11 protein-coding genes and 2 pseudogenes are annotated in these 12,738 nt (G+C 44.2%); 10 read left to right on the top strand and 3 right to left on the bottom strand.

The features are described 5' to 3' along the window. Positions 1 to 162: 162 nt before the first annotated feature. Positions 163 to 234 (bottom strand): annotated as a pseudogene (locus MSA64_RS12225) (hypothetical protein); the annotation flags it as partial. On the opposite strand from MSA64_RS12225, the pseudogene MSA64_RS12220 reads away from it, so the two are divergent. Beyond that, positions 214 to 318, top strand: a pseudogene (locus tag MSA64_RS12220) (DUF6783 domain-containing protein); the annotation flags it as partial. The pseudogenes MSA64_RS12225 and MSA64_RS12220 overlap by 21 nt on opposite strands. Before the next feature lie 97 nt (positions 319 to 415). On the opposite strand, the gene MSA64_RS09360 reads toward MSA64_RS12220, so the two are convergent. Both MSA64_RS09360 and MSA64_RS09355 read right to left on the bottom strand, forming a co-directional pair. Then, positions 416 to 1,795, bottom strand: coding sequence for an aldehyde dehydrogenase (locus MSA64_RS09360; RefSeq protein WP_154432520.1), 1,380 nt, complete (start codon positions 1,793 to 1,795; stop codon positions 416 to 418). After that, complete coding sequence (locus MSA64_RS09355) at positions 1,752 to 3,014, bottom strand: iron-containing alcohol dehydrogenase (protein ID WP_106491281.1); 1,263 nt, start codon at positions 3,012 to 3,014, stop codon at positions 1,752 to 1,754. Before MSA64_RS09355 ends, MSA64_RS09360 begins: the two co-directional genes overlap by 44 nt. Positions 3,015 to 3,243: 229 nt before the next feature. Here MSA64_RS09355 and MSA64_RS09350 point away from each other — a divergent pair, with 229 nt between their 5' ends. The 9 genes from MSA64_RS09350 (at position 3,244) to speE (ending at position 12,707) form a co-directional block, all read left to right on the top strand. Further along, positions 3,244 to 4,116 carry a MerR family transcriptional regulator gene (locus MSA64_RS09350; protein ID WP_154432518.1) on the top strand — a complete coding sequence of 291 codons (873 nt, stop codon included), beginning with the start codon at positions 3,244 to 3,246 and terminating at the stop codon, positions 4,114 to 4,116. A gap of 458 nt (positions 4,117 to 4,574) precedes the next feature. Then, positions 4,575 to 4,997 (top strand): 6-pyruvoyl trahydropterin synthase family protein, encoded by a 423-nt coding sequence (locus MSA64_RS09345; protein WP_106491278.1) that lies wholly within the window; start codon positions 4,575 to 4,577, stop codon positions 4,995 to 4,997. Then, entirely contained in the window at positions 4,998 to 5,648 is a 651-nt protein-coding gene (gene queE / locus MSA64_RS09340; RefSeq protein ID WP_154432516.1) for a putative 7-carboxy-7-deazaguanine synthase QueE, read from the top strand. Positions 5,649 to 5,665: 17 nt separating this feature from the next. Continuing rightward, complete coding sequence (gene queC / locus MSA64_RS09335; RefSeq protein ID WP_154432515.1) at positions 5,666 to 6,349, top strand: 7-cyano-7-deazaguanine synthase QueC; 684 nt, start codon at positions 5,666 to 5,668, stop codon at positions 6,347 to 6,349. An 11-nt stretch (positions 6,350 to 6,360) separates the two neighbouring features. Further along, entirely contained in the window at positions 6,361 to 6,843 is a 483-nt protein-coding gene (gene queF, locus MSA64_RS09330) for a preQ(1) synthase (RefSeq protein WP_287891425.1), read from the top strand. Positions 6,844 to 7,056: 213 nt separating this feature from the next. After that, a complete protein-coding gene (locus MSA64_RS09325; protein ID WP_022172755.1) occupies positions 7,057 to 8,097 on the top strand; it encodes an alcohol dehydrogenase in 1,041 nt (346 codons plus the stop codon). Between the two features lie 757 nt (positions 8,098 to 8,854). Continuing rightward, positions 8,855 to 9,709, top strand: a complete 855-nt coding sequence (locus MSA64_RS09320; protein WP_287891423.1) for an ADP-ribosylglycohydrolase family protein — start codon at positions 8,855 to 8,857, stop codon at positions 9,707 to 9,709. A gap of 656 nt (positions 9,710 to 10,365) precedes the next feature. After that, a complete protein-coding gene (locus MSA64_RS09315; RefSeq protein ID WP_022172752.1) occupies positions 10,366 to 11,838 on the top strand; it encodes an aminotransferase class I/II-fold pyridoxal phosphate-dependent enzyme in 1,473 nt (490 codons plus the stop codon). A 14-nt stretch (positions 11,839 to 11,852) separates the two neighbouring features. Beyond that, positions 11,853 to 12,707: a polyamine aminopropyltransferase gene (gene speE, locus MSA64_RS09310; protein ID WP_022172751.1), complete on the top strand. Its 855-nt coding sequence runs from the start codon at positions 11,853 to 11,855 to the stop codon at positions 12,705 to 12,707. The last annotated feature ends 31 nt before the right edge of the window (positions 12,708 to 12,738 follow it).

Below are 12,738 nucleotides of genomic sequence, written 5' to 3'. Positions count from 1 at the left end.
ATGCGGCTGTTAACCGCAGTGTCGTTGGTTCGAGTCCAACTGGGGGAGCTTTTTTATGCCAGGAAGGGCAGGGAAAGCTCCGGGAGGAATGAGATAGAATAGACCTGTAAGATACAAATGAATGTATCCTGCAGGTTTTTTGTTACACGAATTAGAGCGTTATCAAGATTTTGTGCAGATGTGAATTTCGACTCGATGCTTCATTCGGTTGCCGTAGCCCGCTACGCCGCCCTCATTCGGATAAAATCTCCAACAAACTGGGACTCACAGCTCACGAAAAGCCTTTTTCAGACACGCTCTAGCGCGCTGCTTGTGTAAATAAAAGGTGGTGTGTTCAATTGTTTGACGTGACAATGAACATACCACCTTTTGATATTTTACGGATTTCAATTTTGGAAGTGCAAAAATAAGAAAACTATCGCAGAAACATCCGCAAAAGTTTTTCTTTCCATCCCACATACTCCTGATACCGGATCGGAAGATCCATCCAGGTTTTTTTGTCGACAATGCTGCGGGTGTGACTGAAGGTTTTGAAGCCTTCCATGCCGTGGTATCCACCCATACCGCTCTCACCGACACCGCCAAATGGCATGGCACTGGTAGCAAGATGGATAATGGTGTCGTTGATGCAGCCGCCGCCGAAGTGACACAGATCCAGTACTTTTTTCTGCGCTTTTTTGTCTTCGCTGAAGAAATATAATGCCAGTGGATGGGGGTGAGATTCTACGGTGCGGATCGCCTCATCCAGAGAGGAATATGTCAGCACCGGAAGGAGCGGTCCGAAGATCTCTTCCCCCATGACCGGATCGTCCCAGGAAACATCGGTGAGGACGGTTGGGGCGATGCGAAGAGTAGAAGAATCTGATTCGCCACCACAGATTATTTTTTCTTTTGCGATTAGACCGAGGATCCGTTCAAAATGTTTTTCGTTGATAATTTTTCCGTAATCCGGATTGTCCAACGGACGATCTCCAAACTGTCGGGTAATTTCTTTCTGAATTGCTGCAAGCAAGGCATCTTTGATGGAAACATCACAGAGGATATAATCCGGAGCCACACAGGTCTGCCCGCAGTTTAAGTATTTTCCAAAGACGATGCGTCTGGCAGCTAATGGAATCTTTGCGGTGGAATCTACGATACACGGACTTTTCCCACCGAGTTCCAGGGTGACAGGGATTAGATATTCTGCGGCATGGCGGAGTACTTCACGGCCGACGGTTTTGCCGCCGGTAAAAAAGATTTTATCAAAACGCTGTGTAAGCAGGGCTTGGTTTTCCTGACGGCCGCCAGTGATCATACGGACATATTCCGGAGGGTAAGTCTCTTTTATAATCATTTCCATTACAGCACTCGTAGCTGGTGCGTAGGCACTTGGTTTGACGATGACGGTATTGCCGGCGGCCAGTGCGTCAATCAGAGGTTCCAGTGTCAGGAGTACCGGATAATTCCAGGGACTCATGATCAAAACCGTGCCGTACGGTGTCGGGGACTGAAAACTTCTTGCGGCGAACTGTGCCAGTGGGGTTGGAACCCGTTTTTCACGGGTCAGCCTGCGGATATGCTTTTCCATCCAGGTCAGTTCAGAAAGGGTCAGTCCGATCTCACACATATAACTTTCCATCCGGCTTTTTCCCAGATCTTTTTTCAATGCTCCGTACAGATCCTCTTCGTGGCGAAGCATAGAAGTTCTTAATTTTTTCAGTTGTTCGAGACGCCAGGAGACCGGCAGAGTCTTTCCGGTGGCGAAGAACTTACGCTGAGATGCCAGTATAGTCTCGATGTCCTGTTTCTGCATGGCTGTTATTCTCCTTTTCTTTTTTCTCCTGTACCAGATGATACATCAAAGCAAGCTGTTTGTCATCCCAAAGAATCGGAACTGGATAAAGCGGATTCGCCTCTTTATCGGCATAGCGGGCCAGTTTCGGGATATCTTCGTTACGGATACCGGCGAGGGTCGTCGGGATGTTCATGGAAGCGTTCATTTTTCGGATATGTGCGATAAAAGCATTGGCTGCGGTGGTATCGTCTGGGGAAGAAGAAAGTTTGGTGATCCGGGCGAGGTGAGCCAGTTTTTTGTGCGCGGCGCTTCCGTACGCTTCGAGAACGATCGGAAGAAGAACGGAGTTTGCCAGTCCATGCGGGATGCCGTACTGACCGCCCAGACTGTGTGCTACGGCATGTACATATCCGACATAACTTTTGGTAAATGCAGTACCGGCCAGATAGGAGGCGCGGAGCATTTCTTTTCTTGCTGTCCGGTTTTTGCCATTTTTATAGGCGACCGGGAGATACTGGAAGATCAGCTGGATCGCTTCAATCGCGGCTTTTCGGGTCTGCTTCGTGGTGGAGCGGCCGATATATGCTTCAATCGCATGTGTCAGGGCATCCATACCGGTAGTGGCGGTGAGTTGCGCTGGCAGTCCGACTGTGACTTCAGGCTCCAGAACGGCGTAGTGCGGGATCAGGCTGAAATCGTTGATCGCGTATTTGTGATGGGTATCGGCATCGGTGATGACAGCGGCCAGTGTTGTTTCACTTCCGGTTCCGGCTGTGGTGGGGACGGCGATCAACAGGGGCAGCTTGTGCATGACATGAAGGATTCCTTCCATCTTGGCCAGTGATTTGTTCGGACGGGCGAGTCTGGCACCGACTCCTTTGGCACAGTCCATGGAAGATCCGCCGCCGAAAGCGAGAAGCGCCTGACAGTGTTTTTTCAGATACAGGTTTTTGGCATCTTCCACGTTGGCAGAAGTAGGATTGGCCACCGTATCTTTGTAGACGATACAGGTGATCCCGGCTTTTTTCAAAATCTGTTCCAGCGGTGTAGTCAGTCCAAGAGAATACACACCCGGATCCGTGACAAGAAGAAGCCTGGTAATGCTATGTTTCCGCAAAACTTTCGGTACACCGGAAAATCCATCGATCAGCTTCGGTTCCCGGTACGGCATCAGCGGCAGGGCAGCACGAAAACTGATCTGAAAACAACGACAGTAAAGTTTCTTTAATGTATGCATGATATTTCAACTCCATTATTATAAAATCCCCTGAAATCAGGGTGTTGTGTATTTTTATCCTGTGATAGAATAAAGCTGGGTGTAACCCCCATGTCAAGAATGCAAATGTTACAAAAGACAGCGAATAACAGCAGGAACGGGGAACATATAGAAAAAGAAGAAAACTGTAACAATACAAATCCGGAACCGGATTACAACATAGAAATGTCGGAAAAACAGGAGGAAAAACATGGCGGGAGAGGAATATTGCATCAGCGCGGGAGCATTTGCCAGGATGTGTCAGACGACGAGAGACACGCTGCGTTATTATGAAAAACAGGGGATCCTGGTGCCGAAGAAAAGTGAGAAAAACGGGTATCACTATTACAGCTATGCGCAGATCAGCTCCTATTATTTTATCAGTACCTTTCGTGGACTGGGATGTTCGGTGGAGGATATAAAAGAATATCTGCTTGGCGGGGAAGAAGTGCGTTTTGACGGTTTTGTTGACCGGCAGTACGCGGCGCTTCTGACGCAGCAAAGAGAGCTGGAGCGGCGGATCGGAATTATCGGAAATACAAGAAAACTGCTGGAACAGATCCGGAAGAATGATACAGGAAAGCCGGAACTGTATGAGCAGCCGGAGATTTTTCGATTAAAGGTAACAAAAGTACTCTCAGATCCGGCGACCTCTTTCAGCGAGATTTCCACAGACATTCACAGACATCTGAAAGAATGTGCTCATCCCGGAATACAGGCCTTTCCTATGGGAGCGTCGATCGGACGGGAGGATTTCCAGAAAGAACAGTATGTGTATAGGGAAGTTTTCAGCTTTGCGGACGCACAGGCATCCGGCCCGGGCATCCGCGAGCTTTCTGGCAGACTTACGGTTGTGATGGTCTGCCGGGAGAAAGACGGAGATATCCGGATCGCTTACCAGAAAATCCGAAATTATCTGAAAGAGCAGGCACTGCAGCTTAGTTCGGATCTTTACAGCCTCAGTATTGTGAATGTCATCGATCCGAATGCGGAACGAAAATACCTGAAATATATCATCGCCTGCGTCGAACCGGTAAAATCAATGTCTGAAAAGCATAGAGGGTTGAAAATAACCCGAAAATAATCCATAAAATTTTGTGTAGATATTATATGTAAATATAGATAATATATCCGGGGGATATGGATACTGGGACAAAAGGGAATTCATGTTTCGGCATGGGGATCTTTTTAGGACAGTTGCTCTTAAGAAGTATGGATCGGGCAGTCAGTATCATAATATCATAAATCAATTTAACAATCTGACTTTCTGTGGTATAATTTTCATGCTGTGAAAACAGCCGACAGTTCATTTGTACCTTCCTGTCGAAAAATAAAACCGGGGCTAATCATGAGGATTTCAGGCTCTGCGTGCGAAGAAGTACGCAGAGCTTTTTGTATATTAGATGTGGATTTTCTGATATATGAAAACTGCGTAACTGTTCAGTACCTTCACAGTGGCTGCTGAATAGTTACAAAACTGCTCTATTTAGAATGCATAGCTCTTAACAGGTACATACATTTCACATACAGGAGAGTTGAAATATGTATTATTTACAAACAAAAGCCAGCTTTGATGCAGCACATTTTCTTTGGAAATACGAGGGAAAATGTAGAAACATCCACGGACATCGTTGGAATGTTGTTGCAAAAATCAAGAGTCAGGAGTTAGAACAAGAAGGACAGACACGAGGAATGGTAGTGGATTTTGGTAATCTGAAAAAAGACCTGAAGGTACTTTGTGATTACTTTGACCATAGCCTGATCTACGAGACGGGATCTCTGAAAGCAGAGACCGTAGCTGCACTTCAGAATGAAGATTTTCATTTGGAGGAAGTTTCATTTCGTCCTACAGCAGAAAATTTCGCATATTATTTCTACAAAGAATTAACAGATTTAGGGTATGGAGTTCATTATGTGGAAGTATATGAGACACCTAATAATTGTGCAGTCTATGAGGAAGAGTAGATGAAAGTAGTAGAAAAATTTACCAGTATTAATGGGGAAGGCACGCGTGCAGGAGAACTTGCAGTTTTTATCCGTTTTAAAGGGTGCAACCTGCGATGTAGTTATTGTGATACTATGTGGGCTAATGAACCTGAGTGCCCATATAAAGAAGAAACTCCGGAAGAAATACTAAATTATGTTCTTGGAACAGGAATTCACAATGTGACACTTACAGGCGGAGAACCGTTGATGCAAAAAGATATCAGAGGTTTAATCCATTTTCTTTTAAAAGCAGGACTGCAGGTTGAGATTGAGACAAATGGAGCAGTCGATCTGGCTGCATTTTGTGAAGAACGTCCGGTATTTACAATGGACTATAAGTTACCATCAAGCGGGTGCGAAGAACATATGATAACAGAGAACATGGAACTGCTTGAAAAGAATGATACTGTAAAATTTGTATCCGGCAGTCAGGAAGATTTGCTGAAAGCACTGGAATTGATTCGGACTTATGATCTGACCAACAGATGTCATGTTTATCTTAGCCCTGTTTTTGGCTCAATAGAACCGGTGCAAATAGTAGAATTCATGTTGAAGCATCGGTTGAATGGTGTACGGTTGCAGATACAGATACATAAAGTGATCTGGGATCCTGACAAGCGGGGAGTATAAATAGTGAGGTGATAAAGATGAAAGCATTAGTTCTTTTTAGCGGAGGAATCGACTCAACAACGGCATTGGGACTGGCAATCCAAAAGTATGGGAAAGACCAGGTGATTGCCCTTTCGGTTTCCTACGGACAAAAACATGATAAAGAAATTAAAGCTGCAATAGCAGTTGCCCAATATTATGGTGTGGAGCATTTGTTCCTGGATTTGAGGAAGATATTTCAATATAGTAACTGTTCACTGCTTCAACAGTCTACGGAAGACATCCCGGAGGAAAGTTACGCAGAACAGATTTCAAAAACCAATGGCGATAAGCCAGTAAGCACATATGTACCGTTCCGAAACGGATTATTTCTTTCTTCTGCGGCAAGTATCGCGCTGAGCAAGGACTGCGAAGTAATTTATTATGGAGCTCATGCAGATGATTCTGCAGGCTTTGCGTATCCGGACTGCTCGCCGGTATTCAATCAGGCTATGAATGAAGCAATATGGGAAGGTTCCGGACATCAGCTTAAAATAGAAGCACCTTTTGTTAATGTATCCAAAGCTGAAGTAGTAAGGATTGGATTAGAACTGGGAGTTCCTTACAAGTTGACCTGGTCCTGCTACGAAGGAGGCGAGAAGCCTTGCGGAAAATGTGGAACATGCATTGACCGTGCAGCGGCATTTCAGGCAAACCATATGGAAGATCCGGCATTGAGATAGAGGAGAAAACGATGAGAGAAAAAGAAAATTTAACATTATTGGGAAATCAGCAAACAGAGTACAGTATGGATTACAATCCATCTGTATTAGAGGCATTTCAGAATAAACATCCTGAAAATGATTATTTTGTCAAGTTTAACTGCCCCGAATTTACAAGCCTTTGTCCGATTACCGGACAGCCGGACTTTGCAACGATCACAATTTCTTATGTTCCGGATGAACGTCTTGTGGAGAGTAAATCCTTGAAATTATATTTGTTCTCGTTTAGAAATCATGGAGACTTTCACGAAGATGTGATCAACATAATCATGAAGGATCTGGTCAGTCTTCTTGAACCGAAATATATAGAAGTCTGGGGTAAATTTCTCCCAAGAGGAGGATTGTCCATTGATCCGTATTGTAATTACGGAAAGCCGGGTACGGATTGGGAAAAGGTTGCCTGGAACCGCATGAGTAATCATGATATGTTCCCGGAGAAGATTGACAATCGGTGAGAGTCGTTATAAGCAGGGAACTTTCTTTTCCTATTTATTTTCGCTTGTAACTCGTAAGATGGAAACCTATAATATAAGAAGGCTGTGATTGATATACGATTCTTTTCTTGAGCGGAGGAGATTTTAAATGTATTTTGGCTCGTAACGGTGAAGGTACTGAGCAGTTACGAGCAAAAATGCTTTATACTATTTGAAAATGGTGGGGGAAAAACAATGCAGACTTATACATATGTATCAAAAGGAAAATTCGAATTAAGAGAAAAACCGAAACCGGTAATTATGCATGAAAGGGATGCTATTGTAAAGGTAACGCTTGCGAGTATCTGTTCCAGTGATTTACATATCAAGCATGGAAGTGTTCCACGTGCAGTTTTGGGAATTACTGTTGGTCACGAGATGGTTGGAATTGTTGAAGAAGTTGGAGGCGCTGTTACTCATGTCAAACCGGGAGACAGAGTAACAGTCAATGTGGAGACATTTTGTGGTGAATGTTATTTCTGCAAAAAAGGTTATGTCAATAACTGTACGGACCAAAATGGCGGTTGGGCTCTTGGCTGCCGTATCGATGGCGGTCAGGCTGAGTATGTGCGCGTACCGTTCGCAGATCAAGGATTAAACAAGATTCCGGACGAAGTTACAGAGCGACAGGCATTATTTGTTGGAGATGTACTGGCTACCGGCTACTGGGCAACTCGTATTTCTGAAATTACAGAAGATGACACGGTACTGATCATCGGTGCAGGTCCCACAGGAATCTGCACATTACTTTGCGTTATGCTGAAGAGTCCAAAGCATATTATCATGTGTGAGAAAGACGAAGAACGTATCCAATTTATTAATAAGCATTATCCGGATGTACTTACTGTTTCTCCGGAAGAATGTGAGGAATTTGTAAAAAAAACAAGTGATCATGGTGGAGCAGATGTTGTTCTTGAAGTTGCCGGAGCTGAATCAACGTTTCGCCTTGCATGGGAGTGCGCAAGACCGAATGCAATTGTAACAATCGTTGCACTGTATGATAAAGCACAGAGATTACCGCTTCCAGATATGTATGGGAAAAATCTTATCTTCAAAACCGGTGGAGTAGATGGATGCGACTGCGATGAGACATTGCAACTGATTGCTGATGGAAAGATTAATACAGAACCACTTATCACGCATACCTATCCTCTAAGTAAGATTGATGAGGCTTATGATCTTTTCGAGAATAAGAGAGATGGTGTTATAAAAGTAGCTGTTGAATGTTGGCATTAGTAGAATTCACCGGAAATAAAGATAGTAATTATTGGGAAACTAATACAAGGGAAAACGTAACTGTTCAGTACCTTCACAGTTACGAGCCAAAATGCATTTAAACGATAAAAACACGCTTTGCGAGTTTTTATCGTTATCGCGGGACTCCTCAAGGTTCCGTGCAAGCACGGACTTTGACTCGTTGCTCGCGTAAATCACCTTCGGTGATGGCATTTTGGCTTGTATGTCTCGGGATTTTGACATATTCATGTCAAAACACCTCGCGGGATAGTGGCTACTGAATAGTTACGAGAAAACGATCAAACTGGGACAGACCGATACAGATGGAACACTTTATGATGTTACCACTATCACACTATATGATGGTTCTTACATGGGCATTAAGATTTACGGTTTAGATGATTTAGATATGATTTTTGCAGTGAACGAAGATACGGCAAATTATCTAAACGGATATTTTGAGTAAAGCATAGTGGCTAAGATAGCAAATCCAGCCAAGCCTGTTTTTGCTGTTCGGTAATCAAGAGGGCGACAGGAAAAGAACAGCTTCTTGCTGAAAAGCAGGCATCGGAAAATTGCAAGAGGTGATATTGCTGTTACCGGTGCATATGTTACGTCGGTACTTATAGTATCGGCGTTTGTTTTTGCCCTAAAAAGTGTCGCACGGATAGCGACCATATAAAGATGTCTTTCAATTATACTCATATTGTAACAAAGAAAAAGAGTTGCGGGAGCATTCCGGAGATTGGAGGCATATATGTACGGAGCAATTTTAGGAGATATTATAGGAAGTCCATTTGAGTTTGACAGAGGAGATAAAACAAAGGAATTCGATCTGTTTAGTAAAGACTGTGACTTTACAGATGATTCTGTTATGACAATAGCGGTTGGAGAAGCTCTTCTTGCAGTCGGAAAGGAAGCTACAGTAAAGGAAATTGAAGAGGCGGTAGTAACTAACATGCAGGATAGGGGAAAAAGATATCCATATGCAGGTTATGGTGGAAGATTCAGGCATTGGCTTAGAGAAAGCAATCCAAAGCCATACGGAAGTTATGGAAATGGTTCTGCCATGAGAGTGTCAGCGGCGGGATGGCTTTATGATTCGATGGAAAGAACAAGAGAGGTAGCAAGAGCGACAGCAAACGTGACACATAATCATCCGGAAGGCATTAAGGGTGCAGAGGCAACAGCCAGTGCAATATACATGGCTAGGAATGGATTCTCGAAAGAAGAGATTAAAGAATATATTGAGAGGGAGTTTCATTATAATCTTAATAGAACAATTGATGAAATCAGACCGGGATATCATATGGATGAGACTTGTCAGAGAACAGTACCGGAGGCGATTATTGCATTTCTGGAATCCCAAGATTTTGAGGATGCCATACGGAATGCAGTATCACTTGGTGGAGATACTGACACACTTGGCGCTATTACAGGCAGTATTGCAGAAGCATTTTATGGAATTCCAGCTGTATTGGTTGCAGAGTGCAGAAGTCGGCTCGATGAAGGCCTGATGACGGATGTTCTTGATGAGTTTGATCATGCTCTTGGCAGAGATAGAAATGTCGATTCAGATGATAAGAATGGGACACCCGGGAAAGTACTTTGAATGACTTTACCCAGCTTTTACTTGCATTACATAAAATGCTGTGATATACTCAAAACTACATGAAGCAAACCATGTTTTCATGCAAATATTTATTATTAGCCCACCAAGCATATTGGTTAAGCCCATACGGACAGGCGGGGCAGCTGCCGAGAGCGGTGAGAGACCGCATTATTGATTTAGTTAAAAGCTAAATTTTATAAGTTTCCAACCGGAAGAAAGCGAAGAAATCCGGTTGAGGTATCACTTGTGAAATGGTCAATAAAGAGTAGTTAGCTTGTAGCTGTGGGCGGATACAGTTACGGAATAGCAAATATTTGCTGGCAAAGATGCCAACGACAAACTCTGAGAACATAGTTTTTGCGGATGTAGAGAAAATACAAAGTAGAACTATAGAATGACAATGCGGACAGGTGATTTCACCTGTCCTTTTTTGTTGCATTACCTATCAATAATTGGTCCGGTGGATCAATTTTGATTTACGCGAACAACGAGGCAAAGTCCATGCCTGCATGCGATCTTGGCGATTGTCGCGATAACGAGTAAAATTTGCAAAGCGTATTTTATCTCGTTATATAAATATAACGGGTCAGTACTTTCACAGTCACATATAAACAATATTTGATCTGTGGACAGGAAAAAGACAACAGGGAGAAGATATGGATAAGAAAAAACAGATGCATGCGCCGGTCTATGAGGCGCTGGAAAAACTGAAGAAACGAAGGGTCGTTCCCTTCGATGTGCCCGGGCATAAGAGAGGGCGGGGTAATCCGGAGCTGGTGGAACTTCTGGGTGAAAAATGTGTCAGTCTGGATGTGAATTCCATGAAACCGCTGGACAATCTCTGCCATCCGGTATCGGTGATCAAAGAGGCAGAGGAGCTGGCGGCGGAAGCATTCCGTGCGGATCATGCTTTTTTCATGGTAGGAGGAACTACCTCTTCGGTACAGGGAATGGTACTTTCCTGCTGCAAGGCGGGGGATAAGATCATCCTTCCAAGAAATGTACACAAGAGTGTGATCAATGCCCTGGTATTGTGTGGAGCGATACCGGTTTATGTAAACCCGGAGGTGGATAACCGTCTCGGAATTTCCCTGGGAATGGAAGTGTCCGAAGTGGAAAAAGCGATTGTTGCGAATCCGGATGCGGTAGCGGTGCTGGTGAACAATCCTACTTATTATGGAATCTGTTCGGATCTTCGATCCATTGTAAAGATTGCTCATGCACACAATATGCTGGTTCTGGTGGATGAAGCCCATGGAACCCATCTGTATTTTGGTGAGAACCTTCCGGTCTGTGCCATGGACGCAGGAGCGGATATGGCATCGGTTTCCATGCATAAGTCCGGGGGAAGCCTGACCCAGAGTTCCCTGTTGCTGACGGGAAAAAATGTGAACTGGGAATATGTGAGTCAGATTATCAATCTGACCCAGACCACCAGTGCATCTTACCTTCTGATGTCCAGTCTGGATATTTCCAGAAGAAATCTGGCTCTCCGGGGAAAAGAATCCTTTGCAAAAGTGAGCCGGATGGCTGAGTATGCAAGGGAAGAGATCAATGCCATCGGTGGATTCTATGCGTATGGAAAAGACATGATCAATGGGAGCAGTGTATACGATTTTGATGTGACTAAACTGTCTGTCTATACCAGAGATATCGGTCTTGCGGGTATCGAAGTGTATGATCTTTTGCGGGATGAATATGATATCCAGATTGAACTGGGAGATATTGCCAATATTCTAGCGTATATTTCCATTGGTGACCGGATTCAGGATATTGAACGCCTGGTAGGGGCTCTTTCGGATATCCAGAGGCTGTACGCCAGAGATCCGGAGCAGATGCCGAATACCGAATATATTAACCCGACCGTTATGGTATCTCCGCAGACGGCATTTTATGCGGAGAAAAAGGCAGTGCCGATCCGGGAGACAGAAGGGATGATCTGTGGTGAATTTGCCATGTGTTATCCACCGGGGATTCCGATTCTGGCCCCGGGAGAGATGATCACAAAAGAAATTATTGACTACATTATATATGCGAAAGAAAAGGGCTGTTCCATGCAGGGAACGCAGGATCCGGCGGTGGAATATCTGTATGTGATGGAAGCTCCGACCGGTGCGGTAAGAAGATAAGGGGGGAGAAAAGAATGGAATTATGGTTTTCGGATTACCATACAGAAAAAGTAAAAGTTTCTGTAAAGGTACAAAAGCAGCTGTTCGGGCTGCAGACGGAATTTCAGCGGATCGATGTATTTGATTCGGATGAATTTGGCCGTTTTTTAAGTGCAGACGGAAGCATTGTATTTTCAGAGAAGGATGAATTTATCTACGATGAAATGGTCGTACATATTCCGATGGCTGTTCATCCGAATGTGAAACATGTGCTGGTGATCGGTGGCGGTGACGGCGGTGTGGCAAGAGAACTGGGACATTACAAAGAGATTGAGACCATTGATGTGGTGGAACCGGATCGGGTGTTTGTGGAGGTCTGTAAAGAATACTTTCCGGATAATGCCTGCGGACTGTCAGATCCACGGGTAACGGTCTATTATGAAGACGGATTGCGATTTCTGCGAAGCAAACAAAATATGTACGATCTGATCATCAATGACGCAATCGATCCACTGGGGCATAATGCAGGATTATTTACCAAAGAATTCTACGGAAACTGTTACCGGGCGCTAAAGGAAGACGGGATCATGGTTTATCAGCATGGCAGTCCGTTTTATGATGAGGACGAAGAATCCTGCCGGGTCATGCACAGGAAGGCCAGTCACAGCTTTCCCGTCAGCAGAGTGTATCAGGCACATATACCAACCTGCTCTTCCGGATACTGGCTGTTTGGATTTGCTTCCAAAAAATATCATCCCCTGGATGATCTGAATGTAAAACGATGGAAAGAACGGAAAATTAAGACCTGGTATTATACCACCAATCTTCATAAGGGAGCTTTTATGCTTCCGAAGTATGTGGAAGATATGCTGGAAGAAGAAGAAAAGTAGCAACTGTGAAGGTACGGAACAATCAGGAAAA

The organism is Oliverpabstia sp. (assembly GCF_022785585.1).
Lineage (GTDB): Bacteria > Bacillota > Clostridia > Lachnospirales > Lachnospiraceae > Oliverpabstia > Oliverpabstia intestinalis.
This window is presented reverse-complemented; position numbering and strand designations above follow the sequence as displayed.